Genomic DNA, 22,293 nt, shown 5'->3' on the forward strand with positions numbered 1-22,293 from the left:
AATTAACCTGTATCTTCCTTTTTTATTCTTTTTCTCCAGGTTCCTATACTGGTTTTTTGGAAAAGTTTATCCATTGTTGGATAAAATAAACCCTCATGAAAAAGTACATGGGGATTATTGTTGACGCTGTTTTCAGACGGCAGTTCAAAGGTGAGATTACCGTTGAAAATGGAAAAATTACCAGCATAAAAGAAAAAGAGCATGATAACGAACATTATATCCTGCCCGGGCTTGTGGACGCCCACGTGCATATAGAAAGCTCCATGACTGTTCCTTCGGTTTTTGCCCGGATGGCTATAGCAAAAGGCACGGTTGCAGTTGTCAGCGATCCCCATGAGATTGCAAACGTTATGGGGGAAGAGGGCATTGAGTTTATGCTTGAGAATTCAAAAAGATCCCCTCTGAAAATCTATTTTGGAGTGCCATCCTGTGTGCCAGCTACGCCTTTTGAATCCTCAGGAGCAGTCCTTGATGCTGAGGCTGTTGACCGCCTGCTGGCAAAAGAAGAATTGTGTTACCTTTCCGAGATGATGAATTTTCCGGGAGTGATTCTGGGATTCCCCGATGTAATGGCAAAACTGGAATCAGCAAAAAAGCACGGTAAAGTAATTGATGGGCATGCCCCCGGCCTGAGGGGAGCCGACCTGCAAAAATATATCGGTGCAGGGATTTCAACAGACCACGAGTGCTTTGAATATGAAGAAGCTGTTGAGAAAATAAAGCTGGGCATGAAGATCCTTATCCGGGAAGGAAGTTCAGCCAGAAATTTCGAAACCCTGCACCGCCTGATAGATGAATATCCCGAATTGGTTATGCTGTGCACAGATGATTCCCACCCGGACACCCTGATATACGAAGGTCATATCGATAAGCTTATCCGGCGCGGGCAGGAAAGAGGACTTGATATCTATAATCTTGTCAGGGCAGCTGTTTTCAACCCTGTGAAGCATTACGGGCTCAATGTCGGGCTGCTACGTGAAGGAGACCCTGCTGATTTCATCATTGTAGACGACCTGAAATCTTTCAATGTGCTCAGCACCTTTATAGGCGGCGAATGTGTTTACGATAAAGGAAAGGTTCTTTTCCCCCTGGAAAAAGTTCCTGCTAAAAATGTATTTAACAGGAACAAAATTTCAGTTGATGATGTAAAACTGGGTCTACCTCCTGCAGAGGCAGATAAAGAGCAAATAAAAAAGATCAGGGCAATAGTTGCCAGGGATGGAGAACTGGTCACAGGACAGGAGCTTTTTCTGCCAAGCATCAAAAACGGCAGTCTGGTTTCCGATCCGGCAAGAGATATTTTGAAAATGGTTGTCCTTAGCAGGTATGCAGATGACCCTGTTCAGATCGGTTTTATAAAGAACATGGGCCTGAAGAAAGGCGCTATAGCAAGCAGCATTGCCCATGACAGCCACAATATCATTGCAGCAGGAGCAACCGACAAAGATATAGTTGAAGCTGTTAACAGGCTGGTGGAAAATAAAGGGGGAATCGTTGTCGGGACTGCAGAAAATCTCCTTGACCTTCCTCTTGAGGTTGCAGGCCTTATGAGCACCCTTAGTGGAGAAGAAGTAGCTTCCCGTTATCAAATGCTTAACGAAGAAGCCAGAAGGCTCGGAATTTCTCTAAAATCGCCTTTTATGACTCTTGCTTTTATGTCTCTTCTGGTTATTCCCGAACTTAAGCTGGGAGATAAAGGTCTTTTTGATGTAATGAAATTTGAGTTTGTCGAGCTTTTTGCAGACGAATAATCAGAAGAGAGAAAAACAGAATAATCAGAAGAGAGAAGCCGAAAAGAAAGCCAGGCAGAGAATTTTTCTGCTTTTTCAGCCGTTTCTGTCCTTTTCCACAACTTTCAAAACATCAGCATTCGATGAGGTTTGAACGATCATGAACTGCCTGCTCACGGAAGCTGTTTTCTTAGCTGCGGTTTCCATACACAGGATCAGGATCTTCACCGCATCCTGCAGACTGCTTTTTTTCGTCCAGTGATCCTTGAAACATTTGTTAGCTACCTGCTTCGTAAACTCATTTCCGAATGCTATGAAATTGCTTCCCTTCCCCTGAGAAGTCAGTGTCATATCGGCATTCCTCAGTTCTGCTATTGCATGGTTTCCTGCTGAGGCGTAAAGCCTTCTTTTTTTAACGACTCCGCCTTCAATTGAAGAAACCTCCCCTACAAGAACGCCGTTTCTCTCCGAGACTTTCTCCTTGCAGTCGGTAACCGTTATTCTGACCCCTAACTCCTCTGCTTTCTTTTGCAGTTCCTCATCCGTAGCGATTGCCCCGCTGTAAAGCTCTTTTTCGAGCTTTTCCCTGTCGGGCTTCTCCCCTTCAAAAGTGATTTCGCGCATATCTCCTGCCATGACTGCACCGTTCTTTCCTATAAAAGCAATAACAAGGGTCATTATAATCTGCTCCAGAAGTTGTGTTTAAGAATCTCTTTGTTTTAGTTACTTCTATTTCTTAATAATTCTCCTTAAAGCGATATTATTCTGGATGAGGAAATAAATGATTCGAGAAATCGAATAACGTTGCAGGGATCAGAAGAAATATCTTTCTACCAGAGAACTGGCTTTAAATTCGTATAGTATTGAAAAAAAACCAGCTTGTCTGGCGGTCCTGCCCAAAAAGCAGAAAAGCAGAAAGTAGTAGAATGAAAAAAGGCTTTAAAAGTAGTGAAAAATAAACTAAACAGCAAAGAAGTACCTCGGCAGTATTTGTTCGTTTTTCTGCCTTTAAATCGGTTTTTGGCATCACTTTTACATTGTAACTTTATTTTTGGCTTTTTTCCTGTTCTTTTTTTGCTTTTTGAGAAAGCCGCTCTCCTTCGTCGAGCGTAACAAGAATGACTCGGTATAGCAAGTACTATTTTTTGGGTCAAGAGTTTTTCTTGTGAACTCAGTTTATTGTATAATCCATTATAGACCACAAATTAGTCAACTTGAGTTCAGTTAACTTATAAAATCATAGATTAGTCTGCTTGAGGAAGCGAAGCGAAAATTACACCGTCCTTCCGAAGCGAAACTCGGGGAGCGAAGCGAAAAGGACACCGCCCTCCCGAGGCGGAACTCGGGAAGGATAAATCTAAGAGGTGATTCACATCTCTTTAAGGTTTGGAATATATGCGTAAAGCTGCGTTCCAGATAAACTGCATTCTCCAATCTCTTTCTGTCTGAGATGTTCCTGGAACTTTTCTATTGCCTCTTTACGTACGCTTTCCGGAATATTGCTGCTGTTTGCTATTGAAATAAATGTCCCAAGATCAGATTTTTCCATGGTTCTGATTAACCAGCATAATATATTATGTCTTGCAGCTTCGTTGGGGTGGCTTAGCAGTTCAAATGCTGCAGAAGCGTCTTCTAAGGAGAGATAATCATAGATGGTAACCGAGGCTCTCGCTGATATTATCCCTTCTGAAACATTAAGAGCAGAAATCAAGCATTCTTTTATTGCCTTTCTCTGTTCCTTTGAAAATACTGTAGGATCAATCCCCTGAAGCCCTACTACGGAAGCCAGGATATAATATGGATTTTTCTTTTCTCCTAGACCTTTAAGGAGACAGGCTGCCCTCATGTCTTCAGGTATAAGGTTAGGGTGGAAAAGAAGATTGGACACTGCCTGAGGGCTGTTCCATCTCTGGAGGATGGAACGAATCTTCTTTATATCTTTCTCGTCTAACTGTCTTATCTTTGACCTTGCTTCCAACAAGTCATCCAGGTCCTCTGCCTCAAGAAAGTCCTTTAGTTCGGGACTCGTTCCCGTAGAAAAAATACCCATATATTGTACCCCCGGAGTTTTATGCTCTAAATTAATGCTCTAAAATGCAGGAAACTTATCAGCGCATCCGGCAAAGCTGGCATTATTTTTTTCACAGCTAGATGTCGTGAATATGTATAGGCGTATTAGATTATCTGTAATGTAAGTTTAGGTTTAATTATACTTAAACTTATTTTATATATTTATATTTTAATATCTATTCGACAAAGTTCACAAATATTTATATTAAGCAGGTAAAATATAAGTCTAAACATAAGGTTTAGATCCGGTATCATAAAACCAGGTCTCACATTATAAATATCGAATTTTTCCAACAAAACCAAATAGATCGACTGCGATACTTATACAGGGGGACCAGTATGTGCACTATCATAGGAAGCAGAGAAATTCCAGTAAGCCTGTTTGTTAATAAGGATTGGGGAATCATTATCAGGCAGAGTTGCGGTTCTTATTTTTGTAAAAAATCTGAAGGATTACTCGTCGAGAGGGGGAGACTATATGGCTAATCTCAGAAAAATAAAGAAAATAAGGAAAAGCATGCCAACCGTCGAAGGGGCAGGAGTACACCTCAAGAGAGCTTTTGGGTTCAGGCATGTGCCTGAGTTAGATCCATTTTTGCTGTTTGATGAATTTCACTCAAAAAAACCGGAGGACTACAGTATGGGATTTCCCTGGCACCCGCACAGGGGAATTGAGACTATTACTTATGTCCTGCAGGGGGAGATAAGGCATGAAGACAGCCTGGGAAACAGCGGTATAATTCGGTCTGGAGAACTGCAGTGGATGACTACCGGAAGCGGGATCATCCATCAGGAAATGCCGCATGGAGATGAAAAAGGGGATCTGTGGGTTTTTCAACTCTGGGCAAATCTTCCGGCTTCCCTTAAGATGATAGAACCGCAATACCGTGAAATCAAAAGCAGCCGCGTCCCTGAACTCATCATGGAAAAAGGGCTGAAGGTCAGGATTATCTGCGGAGATGTGAACGGAGTTGAGGGGCCTGTGCGGGAAATAGCTACCGATCCCGAATATCTGGACATTACAGTCCCGGCAGAGGAGAAGTTTTTCCATATAACAACTCCGGGGTATACCGTCTTTGCGTATGTCATAGAGGGCAGCGGGCATTTTGACAGGGAAAAAGACCCGTGTGCTTTTGAGGTTGAAGGAGAAAGGTACATTCATCCGGCAGGGGACTGCACGATAGGTCCTGAAACCCTGGTTCTCTATGGAGACGGAGATTCCATTGAGGTGACTGCAGGAGATAAAGGGGTAAGGTTTCTTCTAATATCAGGAAAACCTATAGGGGAGCCTGTTGCCTGGTACGGGCCGATTGTTATGAACACAAAAGAAGAATTGAGAGCAGCTTTTGAAGAATACAGGCAGGGGGTTTTTACAGGAAGTACCGGATAAAAATTGAAATTCGTTACTTTTTTATAAATTCAATATCTTTACCGAGAAATAAATACCTCACACGGCCTGCTGCAAATACCTCAATGGTCTAATACTGAAATCATAAGAAGTTAGACGTGAATTGTTGATTTTTAGCACTGAGGCATTTTTCCATTCTTACTGATAAAGTATTGATTTTTGAGTGAGTTTCTTTTTTTACAAAAGCCTTTAATATTAAAATATGTTATCTATATCTAACACATGTTAGATGAATCTAACTTAATGTTAGTAATTTCGAATAATATGTTGCAGATAATGAACAATGAACCATTGTTTTTTACAGGAGATATTCAACAAAGTCTATTCAATAGAACAGGATTATTTAAGGAGATATGAAAATGAAAAGTCTACAAAAAGGATACAAATACAAGCTTTCTTCAGGAGTAGTTCTTATACTTGCAGGAATATTGTTTACGTCTTTTGATGTTGAATAGGGGTTTTCGGAGGTATTTTGTGAAAACAAGGATCAAAGAGTTTCGGGCAAGGCATGACCTGACCCAGGAAGCTCTTGCAAAGCTGGTAGGAGTCAGGAGAGAGACCATTGTTTTCCTGGAAAAAGGAAAATACAATCCCTCTCTGAAACTTGCTTACAGGATAGCCAGATCTCTGGGCAGCACAATTGATGAACTGTTCATTTTTGAAGACTCGGATCTTGAATGAGCTTCAAACAAATAATGAAGCTGTTTTGGAAAAAACTGATAGCAGTTATTACTATATTTATAATTTTTGTCCAGAGTCTCAAACAATCACAGATAATAGAACGATTTTCAGTTTTTATCAAATAACAGAGATTCAATTTCTTTAAAGAAGATGAAATTAAATAAACTTTTTAAAGAACATATTATTAAACAAGTCTTTCAGGAGAAAATATGGAAAATACATTGATCGCCTTCCAGAATGTCTGGAAAACTTATCAGATGGGCGAAGTCAAGGTCAATGCTTTGAAAAATGTGAGCGTGAAGCTTGGAAAAGGAGAATTTGCTGCTATAATAGGTCCTTCAGGAAGCGGGAAATCTACGATGATGAACCTGGTTGGCTGTCTTGACGTTCCTTCACAGGGTAAAATCTTCCTGAAAGGCAGGGATATATCCCGGCTTCAGGAATCGGATCTGGCAGCCCTAAGAGGCAGGACAATTGGATTCGTATTCCAGCAGTACAACCTGATTCCCGGGATGACGGCACTTGAAAACGTGCTCTTGCCCCTTGAGATCCAGGAAATTGATGAGAAGACTGCGGAAAAAAAGGCAAAGGAACTTCTCGACCTTGTAGGGCTCTCGGACAAAATGCAGAATAAACCCTCCCAGCTCTCAGGAGGACAGCAGCAGCGAGTTTCTATTGCCAGAGCCCTTGCCTGCGACCCCGAAATAATCCTTGCAGACGAACCGACAGGCGCTCTTGACAGCATAACCGGACAGGAAGTAATTTCGATTCTTTACAGGCTCTGGAAAGAGAAAAGAAAAACAATAGTTATGGTTACTCACGATCTGCACCTTGCAGGGTATGCCAGCAGGCATATTCAGCTCAAGGACGGAGAAATGGTCAGGGACTGCACAAACGAATCACAGATCACCCCTGAAACCTGACAGGGATTGAAAAGCTCAAAATTTCAGTCGAAAATCAGATTCAGTCGAAAACTGAACAAATTAATTCTAATTATAAAAAAGGGTTTCTGTAAATGATTTTAATGATTACAAATTGGAGTAGTTAATAGAGGTATCCAAAAATGGGTGTTAAACAATATATCAGTTTTATATTCATGATTCTGTTCAGTTTATTATTATGCAGTGGAACTTCTCTGGCTGAAAGTACTATTAATACATCGAGTCTTGATAAAGGCTTAAGTGTCGACCTTCTTAACCAGGATCCGGACCCTGTAAATCCAGGGGATGTGCTTGAAGTAAGGATTTCAATTGAGAATACAGGTTATGATGATATAGAAAACTGCTTTGTAGAAATCAAGCCAGAATATCCTTTTAAGGCTCTTTCGGGAGAAAAACTTGTAGAGAGCATAGGAACTCTCGGAAAACGTTCTGAAGATGACCGCAGAAAGGTTCTGAAGTTCAAAGTCGGAGTTGAAAATGATATCAATGAAGGCTCATATCCCCTTAAAGTGTACCTTTACTCGACAGATAAGAAAAAGAAAGTTTCCCTCACCAAAGAACTCACAATAGATATCGACAGCGAATCAAATGCTGAAATAGAATATATCAGTGTCGAGAAGCTGATACCAGGAGAAAAAACAAAACTTACTTTCGGTATAAGAAATGCAGGAAACTCCCCCCTCAAAAACTCAATGTTTTCCTGGGAATCCACAAACGACGTGATCCTTCCTGTAGGTTCCAGCAATGTCAAGCACATCAACCTTATTGATGTTGGGGAAACTGCCAATGTCAGCTTTGAGGTTCTGACCAATGTGAATACAAAACCCGGCCTTTACAAGCTGGATATGACTCTGACCTATGATGATATAGAGGAACTTCAGACAATTACGGAAGCAGGCTATGTAGAAAACGAAAAGCGCAAGACAATAGAAAGCAAGGCAGGGATCTACATAGGAGGCACCACAGATTTCGATATAGCCTTTATGGAACAGAGCCCAACAGGCGCTTACACTTTTTCAGTTTCTAATATAGGGAACAACGGTGCAAACTCGGTAAAGGTTTCTGTTCCCCTGCAGGAAAACTGGACAGTAACAGATGGCAGCAATTCTGTAGTTCTCGGTAACCTGGCAAAAGGGGACTATACAATCGCAGATTTCAACCTTGAACCCGTAACTGTTGGAGAGGAGCTTCCCATAAAATTTGAAATCAGTTATACCTCCAGTGACGGGATCAGGCAGGTTGAAGAAAATGTGATCTCACTTTATGCATCTCCTTCTACCCTGCAGGCAGGTTCTAAGATGACAGAGGAGAGCAGCAAATCGAGCATGCTGTCGCATAAACTTCTGTTCCTTCTCCTGCTCGGTGCTGCAGGCTTTTTCGTTTATAAAAAGCATCAGAAAAAGGTAATAGAAAAGAATGCTGAAGCAAATTTGACCGGCGAAAACCAGACCGACGAAAAGAAAATGGACGAATAAATCCTGAATCAGGATCTGTTTCCATGAAGCTGGCAAAGATTTTGAAAATCGCCCTGAATATGGTCAGAGCCAATAAGCTGAGAAGCTGGCTGACAATTATAGGGGTTATCATAGGGATTGCCTCGGTAATGGTAATCATTACTACTGGAGAGTATTTTCAGGAGCAGGTAACTGAAACTCTGGAGGGGCTCGGGGGTGATACAATTACAATAATAGCCTCGATTCCTTTTGAAATATCATCTGAAGACGATACGTATGAAGAAGATATGGAAGAAAGCTCAGATGAAAGTGCAGCAATGAGCACAGAAACAAATGCGGGAATCGAGGGTGAATCTGAGAACGCAACTTCCGATCCCATAGAATCTGAAACTGAAACTGAAACTGAGGCAGAACTCACAAGAAAGGATGTATTTGTCCTGCGAAGCATCCCGGCTGTTGAATATGTAAATGTTAACGTTCAAACCGGAGCGGAGTTGAAATCAGGAAGCGAATCAACTTTTGTCTGGGTTGACGGCGTGGATCCGGCTGTCTGGCCTGATATTACAAAAAAGAAGGTCGGAGAGGGCAGGATGCTGGCGCCTGGGGACAGGGCAGTTGTGGTTATTTCGAATGAGCTGGCAAAAAATACCTTCGAGCAGGAAATCCGGCTTAACCAGATGATACCCCTCAACGGTAAATCTTACAGGGTAATCGGAATACTGGCAAAGGACGGAGGGCTTCTTGGAGGTATGGGAGATATTTTTGGGAGCAGCGTTTATATGCCATATCAGGAGGTATACTCCCTTCGGAATGGTGAAGAGTATGCATCCGAAAGAGAAGGGGATGTGTACGATACCATAGAGGTAAAGCTCTATAATGAGGCAGATTATGATACAGCACTTCAGGAAATAGAGCGTAAATTAAGACTCTCAAGGAGAGTTACCGAAGAAACCCAGGACTTTTATGTAAACTCCCAGAAAGAGGCTATTGAAAGTACGCGAAAACTTATTAATGGCCTCACAGCATTCCTCGCATTCATCGCAGGTATCTCTCTTCTTGTAGGCTCAACAGGGATTGCAAATACAATGTTTACTTCCGTGCTTGAGAAGACGAAGGAAATCGGGATTATGAAAGCCATAGGTGCAAAGAACAGCGATATCATGATGATTTTTCTTTGCAATGCCGCAATGATCAGCCTTGTAGGCGGAATAATAGGAATCCTTCTGGGGACAGCTGCAGTCCAGCTGATTCTATTCCTGATTTCAGCAAAAATGAGCATTCCTTTTGAATTTGCTTTAAGCCTGAAAGGCACCCTTATTGCAACTCTGGTTTCTATAGTGGTGGGGCTGATTGCAGGTATCGTGCCGGCAAAGAATGCATCCGAACTGAAACCCGTGGATGCTCTGAGATATGAATGAGTTATTGAGCTGTGCAATTTCAGGCAAAAGAAAGATAAAAAGGAATAAAAAGAGAATATACTCTAGTAAATATATAAATAATGTTAAAAACTCTATATAATATGAAAAATGTACAGACCGGGTTTATATGGAGAGAAAAATGGATAGTTTAAAATTATTTAAGCAGGTTACAGATGCCATTACCACAATCATTCTTTACATACTTTTATTTGCTTTAATTGTGGGAATGGCAAAAACCTTGCTGGAGATCCGTTTCATTATTTTTGAGTCGCTTGAAAGCGGATTCAATCACATGGTAACAAGTGTATTGACAGTTTTTATCGTTATTGATCTTTTCAAAGCTTTTGTTGATTATCATGAACATGACAGGATCAAGCTTACAGATATTACTGATGCCACAATCTTAATAGTCCTGCGTGAAATTGCTGTGGGTCTTTACTCCCAGAAATTTGGATATGAGTTTATCCTGAGCCTTGCCGTGCTGCTGCTTGTGCTGGGCATAATAAGAGTACTTGCAGTTCAATATTCTCCTGCGTCAAAACCTCAGAGTTATCAAACTCCATTAAAGGGAGAAGGGCAGACTTCAAAAAAAGGACTGAACGCCCTGCTTGATTGGTGCAACCCCGATGCTGAAGGAAAACGGCCCCTCAGTTAAAAGAGGGGTTCCTTCAGAAAACCAGAATATACGGGCTAAGCGAATGAAAAGCCCTGAAACAGAACATTTTTAAACAATTTCCTGAACATAGTGTATCCAATGAAAGATTCAATCAAAAAAGACATTCAAAACCTCAGCTTCAAAAGAAAAGATCCCGGGCCTGTTATCCTGAAGATCTACAAATTCCTCTTTAATTCATATGGTCCTCAGGGATGGTGGCCTTTAATAGAACTCCACGACAATGGTGGGACAAATCCTACAAAAACAGGTTCTGTCCAGGGATACCATCCTGGAGATTATACATATCCTCATGCTGAAAATCAGCAGTTTGAGATCATATGTGGAGCCATGCTTACTCAGAATACGAGCTGGCAGCAGGTTGAAAAAGCCCTGATAAACCTGGAACAGATAAACTCTTTTTCTCCATGCGGAATCCTTGACCTTGTTCCCGAAACCTTAAAAGAAGCTATAAAGCCTGCAGGCTATTATAACCAGAAAGCAGTACGCCTTAAAACTCTTGCAGAATGGTTTCTGGAATTGAAAGGCAGAATGCCTGAAAGAGATGAGCTGCTCTCATTAAAAGGTGTGGGTCCCGAGACTGCAGATTCGATCCTGCTGTATGCCTTTAAACAGCCTTCATTTGTGGTTGATGCATATACCAGAAGAATAGTAAGCAATCTTGGCCTGGCTGATGAGAAAGCAAAATATTCCGAAATCAAGGCATTGTTTGAAGAGAATTTACCGGAAGACCTGGTCATCTATCAGGAATATCATGCCCTTCTTGTAGAACATGCAAAGAGGTATTATCAAAAGAAGGTTAACTATTCCCTGTGTCCTCTTCTAAATATTTACTAATAAGGCCAATGGAATTTGAGATTTAAGGACCTGAATATTACATCCCTATATCCAGAAAAATTCATCAACTAAAAGATTTTAAGGGGAGTAAGAACTGGTTACTTAAGAAACTCTGGCTGAAGTTTCCGCTGTATAATGTTTCTTAATCCTTGTTTATGCGATCAGATCAGATAATTGTTAAGGCAGTAAAGTGCCCTGTTCAATAATCAAATAATCCCTGTTCAATAATCAAATAATTGATCCAATCCAGATTTCGTCATGCATCGATCTGTGCCTATCTTTTTTCCGAAGGGCGGTTTGTGCTTACAGGAGCTTTATTCCGTACCAGTCGGAAAGTTCTGCATCAAGAACGCCTTCGTGGACCATCTTTTCGATCTCGTTTTCGACCTGTCCGTAAGTGAACTTATAGTCATGTGAGATCGCTGAGATAACATCCGGGCTATGGCAGAACCTGTCCGGAAATGCCCTGTTGAATGTTGCCACGTTCTCGATAATTATATTTCTAAGTTTTTCCATTTTATATCACCTTTTTTATTTCTAATTCAAATTTATTCTAATTTTAGTCTCGTTTCTTGGTTCTCTTCGACATAATATAGTGTGCATGACAGATATAAATAGATATCCCCAATAGTAATTATATATTATACATATCTATATAGTTGGAACTTAGTTATAACTAATTTAAGTCTTTATGTATCGATTAATATAAATAACTCACATTGAATATTTACTCAGTTAACTTATATATCTTTTATGCTCTGTTAGTAAAAATAAGAAGAAAAGAGGGAGGAAAACCTGCTAAATCATGCATATGAAAACTCAGAAGTAATCCTGAACATATGCATATTTTTGAGTACTTGAGGCACCAACTCAAAACTTACTGGCTGAGAAAGCCCCCATCACGAAACCTCGAACTCTCCATAAACAGCAAGACTATGAAAAGATTGTAATCTCAGGTATTATGCTGAGACATATTTTAACAAACACTATTGCGAAAATCAGCAGTGATATGTTAACCACAGCTTCTACCAGCCGTCCCATAAGCTAAGATTGTACTCCATATACTTAATAATTTTTGTTCAACAGTTTTGTATGGTTTCTATTCTTATTTTTGTATAATTTTTGCAGCTTCAGCAAGATCTTCAGCTATCACTTCTCTTTTCGACTTTTCTATCAGGTAATTCTACCATCAACATATATACCTCAATATTCGGAAAAAGGGCAAGTTCCTTTTCGAGCACCAGAGAGCAGTTTTTGACCGTCTGTGCAGAAATCCCGTACTTCGTCTTTTTACATTTGACTGCCGTTGTGAGGTAGAATCCAAGGTCGAGAATTTCCCTTATGCTGCTTACCGAAATTCCTGCATCATTGAACGCCTGGAGGGTTGTTCTCAGGTAAAAAGGATCTCCCGGAGCATAAAAATAATCGTGAGGATCTTCAGGAGGAGCTTCGGAAATCATAACTACTTTAACCTTTTCAGGATCGAGGTCTGCAGCAGGCATAATATACCCGCTTTTATCAATACCGGAACAGGGAAAGTTTTTACATTCGATACATTCAACAGGTTTCATTCTTAAATTAAGGTGATAGAAATATAAATAGGAATTAGGGCAGAAAATAAGATATTAAAAAAGGGTTTTTGTGACCCATAAGGTCTGATCCACAATTTAATGTAGTTCTTTACTCAGTTAAGTTATGCCTATTTAAGTTATGCTTATTAAGTCATTACTCATTTAAGTTACTACTTAGTCAAGTCATTACCTATTTAAGTTACATACTTTCTTCGTACGTCTTCTTCATAGATTTGGGACTGACCTTATGGATCAAGTTATATTTATGTGCTAATGGTATAAAAAAACAACGATAAAATATTCTATTTTTTATAAAGTGCCGATCTTCTGGAAGGCCAGATTGCATAAATATGCTCGGCTAACAAAGTCTGGCTCACCAGACTTTCAGGAGCAGTATTAACAAAGAAGTATCAACAAATTGCCCGAGCTTTGATGAGCTGTTTTAAATCCGCTTTTGGGATCCCGATAAAACTCCTCTTGTACCTGAAGTCATAACTGTTCAATTGCCGCCGCTATACATCCAATTATTCTGAGGCGCCCAGTTCATACCATAGAGCTATAATAATCTTGATTTCGAAAGATATATTCGTTTAATTATATAAGGTTGAAATTATAGATTATTGTTTATAATAAATCAGATAAAGGGCTGAAACGGCTGATGAAGTCGGGAGATCAGAACTATAGAGAGGCCTGCAGTCACTACGAAAAAGGAGATTTAAGCGAAGCTATCGAGCTGTTTACCAAAGCTATTGATTATTATTCCAAAAGTTTAGAGCTAAACAAAGAGACTAAAGCGCACTACTATAGAGGGTGCTCTTACTATAGACTTGGAATACAGTTTGAAAAAAATCAGATGTTTGAAGATAGTGAAGAAAACTTTGAAAAAGCCATAAAAGACTTCGAGGAAGTTTCTAAAAAGATCAATGAATTAGTGCTGAATAAATTTAAAGAAGATAAGGATCAATTAAATACCAATATAGAAAGATTTTGTGAAGTGTATAAAGAAATCGACAAAAATAACAAAATCAAGGAAAAGTATAATGACGTAAAAGAAAATATTGAAGAAGTTTCTACTTTTAAGAAAAATTTAACTCTGTTTTTGGAAGAATTTTGTAAAGTTTATCAGAAAGTAGAGGGAAATAGCAAAATTAAGGAAAAGTATGATCATGTTTTAGAAAAGGTTGAAGAACTCTCTTTAAAAATCGATGACTTATTTTCCTTCAATTACTATGCAGGATGCACCTTTTATAAATTTGGAATGCTGTATGAGAAAAAACGAATGAATAGCAAAGCTTATGAAAACTTTAGAAGTGCTTCAGAACATTTAGATAATGCCTCAAAGTGTGGTTTATATAAGGAAAATGGCAAATTGTGGTTCTATAAAGGCATTGCAAATTATAAACTTAAAAAATATGAGGATTCTTTTGAAGATTTCAAAAAAGCAGTAATTTATGATTATTATGATATAGAAATATTAGAAATATTAAGGAAATTACCTTGTGGAGAGCAGGCTGAAGACACTCCTGAAAATGAACAAAAGAATATTTTGCTTTTATATTACCTAAAAAAATATGAATGTATAAACAAAATTTCAGATAATTATTTAAATTTAGATCTTTTGAACGACCTAATAACTAAGTATAAGCGCGATGGAGCATATTATTTTGCTCTTTCTCGCTATGAAGTTAAAGATTTTAAAAGTTCGTTTAAAATATTTGATAAGCTCGCAAAAGAAGAAGCTAATAATGATTTGTCTTCTAAAAAAATCTCCTCAATTTCATGGTACTATAAAGGCCTCATACTTCGCGAACTTAGGAACAATTATAAAGATCTGGAGATGTTAAAAAATATTATCAATAAAGATCAGACTGATAAACCAGAGAATAATAAAAAATTTCATAAAAAATTTCAAGCTATAATAGAGGAGAATGAAAACGAATTCTTGAAAAGTTACAAATCAATGAGTTATGAAACGAAAGTTAAGTTCGCAGAACGTTTGTTAAAAAACATATTGAGTAATGAATTAAATGCCAGAATACTTCAAAAAATTTTTGATATAGAATCCCAGGTAGCTTTTAAAATAGCCCTTGAAGAATATAATAAATTAATAGAATCTTCCCAAACATTTGAATTATATTACGATAAAGCCCTTGTTTTAGACGAGCTCAAAAGATACAAAGAAGCTATTGAATCCCTCGACAAATTCCTTAAAAATAAACCACGGGATGCAAAAGCCTGGCTTAAAAAAGGAACTATTCTCTTCAAAATTGCAATAGATGAAGAGATCAAAACTGCTTCTGAAGAACCTAAAACAGAAAATAAAGATGAAAAAAGCCCATGTGAAAAGGAAATAACAAAAATTAACGCAGCTAAAAATGCTCTGGAAAAATCCATAGGATATTTTAAAATCCTGATTTATGAAAACCCAAACAATCCAGACCACTGGTACAACAAAGGAACTGCCCATTCAAGTCTTGCTGAAGTTCTCATTAAAACCAGAAAATATCAGGATGCCATTGATGAATACGAAAAAGCCGTAACAGCTTTTGATACCGCTACAACTCTAAATCCAAATTTTCCCCTTGCGTGGAATAATAAAGGCAACGCATATATGAAACTCAAAAAATACAATAAAGCTATTGAAGCTTTTGAAAAAGCATTTGAGATAAACCCAAATTACTATCTTGCGTTGCATAATAAGGGTGATGCTCTATATTCTCTTGGGAAATATAAAGAAGCAATTAATATTTATGACCAGGTAATATCTACTGAAAATGATCCAAACGTTTACAAATCCTGGAATGACAGAGGACTTGCCAAATATAGACTCGAAAATTATGAAGAGGCTCTAGAAGCTTTCGATAAAGCAATTGATATTAACCCGACTTTTGCTGATGGTTTGATAAACAAGGGGGTCGTCTTCTACAAACTGGAAATTTTTTCAGAGGCAAGAAAAGCTTTTGAAAAAGCTCTGGAACTTGAACCAGGGAATTCACGTGCTTCCAACAATCTGGGAGTTGTTCTTGCCAGAGAAGGAGAACTGAATAGAGCAAAAAAGCTTTTTGAGAATACTATACAGGAAGATCCTGATTTTATTTTAGCGCATGCCAATCTGGCAGAGCTTTTCTTAAATAGTGGAGGAATTGAAGAAGCCTCCAAAAACATAAAAAGTATTCAAATAGATGACAAAAATCCTGATTCTAATATAGGTTATATTCACTTTCTGGAAGGCAGAATAAAAATAGAAGATATAGAAAGTCAGGAAAAGAAATATAGTAACGCAGCTAAATTATTTGAAAAAGCAGCTTCTTTCAATCTAGATAACCCAATATTTCTTCTCTGGTCGGTTTATGCCAAATACCTTTGCCAGAAATTTGAAATAAATGGAGAATCAGACTCTTCTGAGGAATCAAAATCTGCCAACGAAAATAGTCAATCAAAAACTGAAGATATACACTCGAATGAACTTTTTAATTCAATTATATGTGATCTGGAAAAAGTCATACCTTTTTGTAAAAAATCTGAGGTTACAAGAGACGATCTAGTTAAAAAAATAAACCAAGATTCCCGATCAAAAACCATTTTACCTATCTGTACAATAGCTGCCTTAACAATTACGTTAATATTAGGAATAAAAATTCTCTATCCTATTTTTAAATTTTTTGGTATACTGGAGTTAGTTAGGGACCACTTCTATATTGCTTTAATCTTACTCCTACTGGCAATTTTATTAAATTACCAATATAGAATCTTAAAGAGGCTTGAAACAAAAGAATTAAAAATTGAAGAATCAATGAATGAGAAAAAATTAACGATTAAAGAAAAAGTAAGCTCTTATTTAATCCAACTGGGGATTAAAGTTTTCCGTCTTGAATCAGTCTCCAGTCGGATTAGATTAACTCTGATTAGATTAACTCTGAAATCTACTGAAAATTCAGAAGACTCTGAATCAGAAACTAATAACTATGGAAGATTAAAATGTAAAACAGCGATTAGAGCACAACTTACCAAATTTAATAAATATGAAAAAATTGAAGAATACACCCTGTACCTTCTGGGTTACTTTTACTTTAAACTTCAGGACTACACAACCGCTAAAGAGAAACTTCAGAAATGCATAAGCCTGAAGCCAGACCCCAGGACTGATAAAGCTGCCAGAGATCTTCTTGACAATATCTGGAAGCAAAAAATAAAACCACCCTTCTGGACTTACTGGTTTAATTCGCCTGTAAATACATGGAGAAGAAGGACTTCTGGCACATTTGTTATACTTGGGATTTTGTTAACATTGTTTGTTCACATGGAAAATCCACAACCTGTAGCATGGAACAATTCTACATCCAATGATGCTTGGTATTTTGTTCCCGACCAGATAAACATTTATCCCTATATAATTTCGTACTCTCCGGCAAATAACACAACTTCAAATCCTGTAGCTTCTGAGATTAGCAATGGAGATGCAATAGAGAGTATTTTAACTCCCGCCAGTATGGACATTTATTTGCACTATCCAGCAAATAACACAACTTCAAATCTCATAGGTTCCTTGAGTAACAACAATAACACTAACAATGAAAATGACAGCAATAACAGTAACAACAATACAACCTTGAATATTTTAACTCCAGCCAGCGTAAACATTTACTTGTACTACCTGGCAAATAACACAACTTCAAATCCTGCAGGTTCTGAGAACAGCAATAACAATACAGCCTTCAATATTTTAACTCCTGCCAGTGTGGACATTTATCCGAAAATACCAGATAATTATTTTGATGATATATTACTGTTAATTTTTATCCTGATTCTGATTTCTCCCAGTGTCAGGATAGCAGAAGCTATCACAGAAGCTATCAAAATTGTACTTAAAAAAGGGGTTGGCGATGTAAGCCTCGATTTAGGACCAATAGTGGCTCCACCGGAATTTAATTTTGAACTATCTCCCTCTCTGATGCTGGATGTAATAAAAAGACTGGATGAGAACCTGTAAGTAAAGGCTTTCGTGAGCTGTGGGCTCCGGAAGACTAAGTTTCACTTTTTGTTTTTCACTTTTTCATCTCAAGTTTCTGTCCATAATGTTGCACGGCGAATGAAGAAATCTTTTTTACCTTTCATGTATACTGAAATCCCATGAAACGATGGCCCCTGAATCCAGATATTCCAGAAGAAACAGCTTCGGAAAAAACATTTCTGAAAAAAATAATTCCCGGAAGAATACCGCGAAAAGGAGAACCCGGCTCTTTCTGGGAAGACAGGGGAGACAGGTACCATTGCGGAGTTGACCTTTATGCTCCTGAAAATACAGAGGTGGTTTCGGTTGAAGGCGGAATTGTCACAGAAACCGGTCTGATGACATCGCCTGAACTCCTGCCTTACTGGAATCCGACATATTATGTAATTATTGAACACGAGAAAGGGCTTTTCTGCAAATATGGTGAGCTTGCATGCTTTTCCGTAAAAAAAGGAGACGAACTGGAGCCGGGAAGCCTGATAGGACACGTGGGAATGGTCCTGAATTCTGACAAAATAGACAAATCATGCCCACTTTATATCCAGAAGCTAAAAAATAAAAACCCCAGTATGCTTCATTTTGAAGTCTGGAAGAATGAACCCATTACCGCCCACAGACATTATCTCGGAGGCAACTGGTTTGCTGATGAAAAGCCGAAAAACCTTGTAGACCCAGTGGAATATCTGGAATCAATAAAGGACTGAATGATATCTCGAACCTGATGTCCACGGCTTCTGCGGCTGATTTTGGAGACTTGCTATAGATTTTTGTTTATTCTAAGTACGATGCTTAAAAAGAGGATAATTTTTCCGAGAGAAAAAAAATTCACTTTGAATTATATGCACATATTCGATTTTATTAAGCAAATCTTGCCAATAAATTTGAATACCTAGGGTATATGTTTTACACATAATTCAAAAGGATAAGGTCATCAAAATCACAGTAAAAAAGAATAAATAAATATAGTGGCATAATAAAAATATATCTAAATATATACATATATCCAACAAAACAATAATGTTGAATAAAGATATTTGTAAATATATTTAAAATAATCAAATAGAATTTTTGTAATATGAAACAAATCCATATTAAAATATGTATTAGTTTTTGATACATGAATCTGAGAGGCCGTCTCTATGAGAAGTTCAGAGATCATACGTTCCGCAATTCTCCCTCTCGAGACTTCTAATCAGCTCAAGAAGCTTTTGTTTATTCAAATCTTCTTTTTGCATGACAAATGAAACATTGCTGTTTAACATTTTCATCTCCTGCATACTCAGGTCTTTTGCAGTGCATACAATTATAGGTATATCCACGGTTTCAGGGTTTTTCTTGAGCTCCCTTATAACTTCAAATCCCGAAACATCAGGCATGGACAGGTCCAGAATTATAGCGTCAGGAAGTTCTGTTGAAGCCCTGTCAATAGCCTCATATCCTCCATGTGCCCGGCTGATAACATAACCTTCGCATTCGACCATCGAAGATATAAGTTCTAACATAGATTCCTGGTCGTCCGCGACCAGAATCTTTGGGGACTCCTTTCTCGTTTTCTCTTTCAAACGCTCCAGAGTTGAAAGCAGGACCGACTTTTCAACCGGTTTTACCAGATGGTCAAACGCACCCCAGAGCATGTTGCAGTCATTCTTTTCATTTATTGAAAGGACAAGTACAGGAATTCCGGAAGTCTCACTGTCCTTTTTCAGGTTTTCAAGCACGTCCCATCCATTCATTTCAGGCAGCATAAGGTCCAGAGTGATAACAAAAGGCTTTAGCTTCTGGGCAAGGGAAAGGGCTTCTTTTCCGCTAGCTGCTTGAGTTACCCTGTAGCCTGCTTCTATTAATGTGAAGATAAGAAGCTCCCTGGACATCTTATCGTCTTCAACAACCATCACAAGAGGTTCGGAGCCGTCCGAGCCTTCCGGCTTGAAAATGACAGGAAAACCCTCTTCTTCAGGGTTTTCTGCCTGCTCTTTGGTTTCGGGTTCAATTGTTTTCTCTGTTTCGATCGTTTTCCCTGCTGTAACAGGAGTTTCGAGAGCATTTGCTTCATTATTTTCACATTTTCCCGGTATTTTCATATTTTTCCCTGTTTTCAGGGTCTTTACAGGCACTTCAAAAGTGAAGGTTGAACCTTTTCCCGGTTCACTTTCAACCCATATTCTTCCTCCATGCATCTCTACGAATTTCCTGGAGAGAACAAGACCAAGGCCGGTACCTTCGTATTTACGGCTGAGGGTAGAATCAATCTGCTTAAAGGGCTTGAAAAGTTGTTTCATTCCGTCTTTAGAAATTCCTATGCCCGTATCGGATACAGCAACCCTGACTCCACTTTCGGATATTAAACCCTTCACATCAACAGAGCCACCTGCTGGAGTGAACTTTATTGCGTTACTCACAAGATTATACATAATCTGCTTGAAACGCGTCCTGTCTGCATAAATAAAGAATCCCGAGTCCACATTGAAGTTCATTGAGATGTTTTTCTTCATGGCAAGAGGTGAGATTATGTTTTTTGTATCAGCAAAAATGTCGTGAAGTGAGAAATAATCAAGCTGAAGATCCATTTTTCCGGCTTCTATCTTGGAAAGATCAAGAATGCTGTTTATGAGCGAAAGGAGATGCTTTCCACTATTTGAGATATTTCCAAGAAACTTTTTGTTGAGTTCGTCAAACTCCCCTGTTGTCCCTCCAAGCATGAGCTCAGAAAAGCCGATTATTGCAGTAAGGGGAGTGCGCAGTTCATGGCTCATGGTCGCAAGGAATTCGCTCATTGCGCGGTTTGCACCTTCTGCTGCGAGTTTTGCCTGCAGAAGTTCTTCCTCAGCACGTTTGCGGTCCGAGAGATCTATGAAACTTTCAACAAAATAACCTGTTCCTCCTATGGAAACAGGCACAACGCTTCTAAGGATCGGCAGGGACTCTCCTGTGGCTTTAAAAAGTACACTTTCAGAGAGATCTCCTGCCTGATCCAGAGGAAGTGCAGCACATTTTTCTCCCCCTTCCTGGCAGATTAACTGGTGGCAGACCATCCCTATAAGTTCCTTATCTGAATAGCCTGTAGTTTTCAATGCTACCGGATTTGCATCAATAATTTTTCTGGAAGAAGCTTCTATCAGCAGGATGCCACAAAGTGTATTATCAAGAATGGTTTTGAGTCTTTCCCGATTTTCCTGTTCATATCTTTCTATATTTTTTCTATAGGTTATGTCCTTGACCACTATCTGGACAATATTATCATTTCTGTCAATAAGCGACAGGCTGACTTCAATATCAGCAATTTCCCCTTTGGGTTTATGATGTGTTATTTCAAAATGAGAAGAGTCCTGTTTGAAAGTCTCCTTAAGTGCCTGTTGAAATTCAGGAAGATATTCCCCGGGAATAAACGACATTAGAGAGATGTTAAGCGGCCTTTTCTCTCCAAAACCGAAAATTTCACATCCTTTTCTATTAATATCCAGGACCTTTTTTCCGTCTGAAATAATAACAGCATCGCTGGACTGTTCAAAGAGAGCCCTGTACATCCGGTCTTTTTCTCTGAGATCATCTTCTGCTTCTCTGTAAAGCACCAAGGTATTTTCGAGCTCCATCCACCTTTTGAGAGAAAAGATTCCCATTCCAAAAGACATATAGATTGAAAGTATGAGCAGGAGCCCCAGACCTTTACTATCGTGGCTTTCCACAAATAATACAACCGATTCAAAAAGGTTATGGCTGGAAGCTGCAAGTATAAATATAAATCCCAGAACAAGAATAAGCAGAAGTTCATTAGATTTTCTTGTGAACGGTGACTTTTGAATATTTTCCATCCACTCATCCCCTTAAAGGACCAGAATTTGTTAAATTCCTCATAATACCTGCTGTCTGCCCATACATGAATCGAGTATTGATTTGAATCTTCCAATATCAATAGGCTTTGAAATATATCCACTGCATCCTGCTTTTAAGAACCGTTCTTCATCGCCCTGCATGGCATGAGCTGTAAGAGCTATTACAGGAGTTTTACGGATTTCAGGTAGTTTTTTGATTTCTTTAAGGACTTCAAGCCCGTCAAATCCGGGAAGCTGTATGTCGAGAAGTATGAGATCGAATTTATTTTCCTTAGCAATTTTGAGAGCTTCAAACCCATCCTTTGCCTCTTTACTCTCATATCCAAAAGTAGTGAGAAGGAACCTTATAAGTTCCATAATTACAGCACTATCCTCAACCACGAGTATTCTTTTCATTTGTGTGACCCCTCAATCAATTATTAAGAGATCTGACAGAATACGGATACCTCTGGTAAACGGGCTGCTTTTCCAAAGCCTGGACCATTATCTCATAGAGATGCTTCTACCAGTCCGTTAGAGATCATAAACTCTTTAAGGTGCCAGAGATAAAAGCAAAAAGTATTTTGGCAGACCTAATCAAATAAAGTACCCTGTCGTTTTCCCCAAATTTAAAAGCTTACCAGCAGGCAAGCTAAATATCTTATTTAATTTTTCCCCAGATTATGTAGA

At 38.7% G+C, this 22,293-nt stretch carries 16 protein-coding genes; 10 read left to right on the plus strand and 6 right to left on the minus strand.

What is annotated here, in order from left to right:
• Nucleotides 1-95 precede the first annotated feature (95 nt).
• Nucleotides 96-1,751 (plus strand): adenine deaminase, encoded by a 1,656-nt coding sequence (ade, locus tag PLL47_RS03745; protein WP_324444860.1) that lies wholly within the window; start codon nt 96-98, stop codon nt 1,749-1,751.
• A 75-nt stretch (nt 1,752-1,826) separates the two neighbouring features.
• Here the strand turns inward: ade and PLL47_RS03750 are convergent, their stop codons facing one another.
• Nucleotides 1,827-2,408 carry a DUF2121 domain-containing protein gene (locus PLL47_RS03750; protein WP_324444861.1) on the minus strand — a complete coding sequence of 194 codons (582 nt, stop codon included), beginning with the start codon at nt 2,406-2,408 and terminating at the stop codon, nt 1,827-1,829.
• A gap of 691 nt (nt 2,409-3,099) precedes the next feature.
• Entirely contained in the window at nt 3,100-3,780 is a 681-nt protein-coding gene (locus PLL47_RS03755) for a GIY-YIG nuclease family protein (protein ID WP_324444862.1), read from the minus strand.
• 498 nt (nt 3,781-4,278) lie between these two features.
• On the opposite strand from PLL47_RS03755, the gene PLL47_RS03760 reads away from it, so the two are divergent.
• From PLL47_RS03760 to PLL47_RS03790, 7 genes are all read left to right on the plus strand, one after another.
• Nucleotides 4,279-5,190 (plus strand): pirin family protein, encoded by a 912-nt coding sequence (locus PLL47_RS03760; protein WP_324444863.1) that lies wholly within the window; start codon nt 4,279-4,281, stop codon nt 5,188-5,190.
• A gap of 492 nt (nt 5,191-5,682) precedes the next feature.
• Entirely contained in the window at nt 5,683-5,889 is a 207-nt protein-coding gene (locus tag PLL47_RS03765) for a helix-turn-helix transcriptional regulator (RefSeq protein WP_324444864.1), read from the plus strand.
• Between the two features lie 209 nt (nt 5,890-6,098).
• Nucleotides 6,099-6,812 (plus strand): ABC transporter ATP-binding protein, encoded by a 714-nt coding sequence (locus PLL47_RS03770; protein ID WP_324444865.1) that lies wholly within the window; start codon nt 6,099-6,101, stop codon nt 6,810-6,812.
• Nucleotides 6,813-6,952: 140 nt separating this feature from the next.
• The gene (locus PLL47_RS03775) at nt 6,953-8,305 is read left to right on the plus strand and encodes a COG1361 S-layer family protein (RefSeq protein ID WP_324444866.1); all 1,353 of its coding nucleotides are present in this window, start codon (nt 6,953-6,955) and stop codon (nt 8,303-8,305) included.
• Between the two features lie 23 nt (nt 8,306-8,328).
• Complete coding sequence (locus tag PLL47_RS03780; protein ID WP_324444867.1) at nt 8,329-9,702, plus strand: ABC transporter permease; 1,374 nt, start codon at nt 8,329-8,331, stop codon at nt 9,700-9,702.
• Nucleotides 9,703-9,841: 139 nt separating this feature from the next.
• A complete protein-coding gene (locus PLL47_RS03785) occupies nt 9,842-10,357 on the plus strand; it encodes a phosphate-starvation-inducible PsiE family protein (RefSeq protein ID WP_324444868.1) in 516 nt (171 codons plus the stop codon).
• A 99-nt stretch (nt 10,358-10,456) separates the two neighbouring features.
• Nucleotides 10,457-11,212, plus strand: a complete 756-nt coding sequence (locus PLL47_RS03790) for an endonuclease III domain-containing protein (protein WP_324444869.1) — start codon at nt 10,457-10,459, stop codon at nt 11,210-11,212.
• Between the two features lie 303 nt (nt 11,213-11,515).
• Here PLL47_RS03790 and PLL47_RS03795 read toward each other — a convergent pair whose 3' ends face one another.
• Both PLL47_RS03795 and PLL47_RS03800 read right to left on the minus strand, forming a co-directional pair.
• Complete coding sequence (locus PLL47_RS03795) at nt 11,516-11,728, minus strand: hypothetical protein (protein WP_324444870.1); 213 nt, start codon at nt 11,726-11,728, stop codon at nt 11,516-11,518.
• 626 nt (nt 11,729-12,354) lie between these two features.
• A complete protein-coding gene (locus tag PLL47_RS03800; RefSeq protein WP_324444871.1) occupies nt 12,355-12,783 on the minus strand; it encodes a uracil-DNA glycosylase family protein in 429 nt (142 codons plus the stop codon).
• A 658-nt stretch (nt 12,784-13,441) separates the two neighbouring features.
• Between PLL47_RS03800 and PLL47_RS03805 the strand changes: the two genes are divergently transcribed.
• Together PLL47_RS03805 and PLL47_RS03810 are read left to right on the plus strand one after the other, a co-directional pair.
• Nucleotides 13,442-17,773, plus strand: coding sequence for a tetratricopeptide repeat protein (locus tag PLL47_RS03805; RefSeq protein WP_324444872.1), 4,332 nt, complete (start codon nt 13,442-13,444; stop codon nt 17,771-17,773).
• 140 nt (nt 17,774-17,913) lie between these two features.
• The gene (locus PLL47_RS03810; RefSeq protein WP_324444873.1) at nt 17,914-18,498 is read left to right on the plus strand and encodes a M23 family metallopeptidase; all 585 of its coding nucleotides are present in this window, start codon (nt 17,914-17,916) and stop codon (nt 18,496-18,498) included.
• A 444-nt stretch (nt 18,499-18,942) separates the two neighbouring features.
• Here the strand turns inward: PLL47_RS03810 and PLL47_RS03815 are convergent, their stop codons facing one another.
• Nucleotides 18,943-21,603 carry a response regulator gene (locus PLL47_RS03815; protein WP_324444874.1) on the minus strand — a complete coding sequence of 887 codons (2,661 nt, stop codon included), beginning with the start codon at nt 21,601-21,603 and terminating at the stop codon, nt 18,943-18,945.
• A gap of 39 nt (nt 21,604-21,642) precedes the next feature.
• Nucleotides 21,643-22,020, minus strand: coding sequence for a response regulator (locus tag PLL47_RS03820; RefSeq protein WP_324444875.1), 378 nt, complete (start codon nt 22,018-22,020; stop codon nt 21,643-21,645).
• Nucleotides 22,021-22,293: the final 273 nt, after the last annotated feature.

The organism is Methanosarcina sp. (assembly GCF_035390745.1).
Taxonomy (GTDB): domain Archaea; phylum Halobacteriota; class Methanosarcinia; order Methanosarcinales; family Methanosarcinaceae; genus Methanosarcina.

Bases quoted from the DNA above. Each gene is read 5' to 3' on its own strand.
- PLL47_RS03755 (WP_324444862.1), bottom strand. From the start codon at position 3,780: ATGGGTATTTTTTCTACGGGAACGAGTCCCGAACTAAAGGACTTTCTT.
- PLL47_RS03785 (WP_324444868.1), top strand. From the start codon at position 9,842: ATGGATAGTTTAAAATTATTTAAGCAGGTTACAGATGCCATTACCACA.
- PLL47_RS03760 (WP_324444863.1), top strand. From the start codon at position 4,279: ATGGCTAATCTCAGAAAAATAAAGAAAATAAGGAAAAGCATGCCAACC.
- PLL47_RS03790 (WP_324444869.1), top strand. From the start codon at position 10,457: ATGAAAGATTCAATCAAAAAAGACATTCAAAACCTCAGCTTCAAAAGA.
- PLL47_RS03775 (WP_324444866.1), top strand. From the start codon at position 6,953: ATGGGTGTTAAACAATATATCAGTTTTATATTCATGATTCTGTTCAGT.
- PLL47_RS03805 (WP_324444872.1), top strand. From the start codon at position 13,442: ATGAAGTCGGGAGATCAGAACTATAGAGAGGCCTGCAGTCACTACGAA.
- PLL47_RS03810 (WP_324444873.1), top strand. From the start codon at position 17,914: ATGAAACGATGGCCCCTGAATCCAGATATTCCAGAAGAAACAGCTTCG.
- PLL47_RS03800 (WP_324444871.1), bottom strand. From the start codon at position 12,783: ATGAAACCTGTTGAATGTATCGAATGTAAAAACTTTCCCTGTTCCGGT.
- PLL47_RS03815 (WP_324444874.1), bottom strand. From the start codon at position 21,603: ATGGAAAATATTCAAAAGTCACCGTTCACAAGAAAATCTAATGAACTT.
- ade (WP_324444860.1), top strand. From the start codon at position 96: ATGAAAAAGTACATGGGGATTATTGTTGACGCTGTTTTCAGACGGCAG.
- PLL47_RS03820 (WP_324444875.1), bottom strand. From the start codon at position 22,020: ATGAAAAGAATACTCGTGGTTGAGGATAGTGCTGTAATTATGGAACTT.
- PLL47_RS03770 (WP_324444865.1), top strand. From the start codon at position 6,099: ATGGAAAATACATTGATCGCCTTCCAGAATGTCTGGAAAACTTATCAG.
- PLL47_RS03750 (WP_324444861.1), bottom strand. From the start codon at position 2,408: ATGACCCTTGTTATTGCTTTTATAGGAAAGAACGGTGCAGTCATGGCA.
- PLL47_RS03795 (WP_324444870.1), bottom strand. From the start codon at position 11,728: ATGGAAAAACTTAGAAATATAATTATCGAGAACGTGGCAACATTCAAC.
- PLL47_RS03780 (WP_324444867.1), top strand. From the start codon at position 8,329: ATGAAGCTGGCAAAGATTTTGAAAATCGCCCTGAATATGGTCAGAGCC.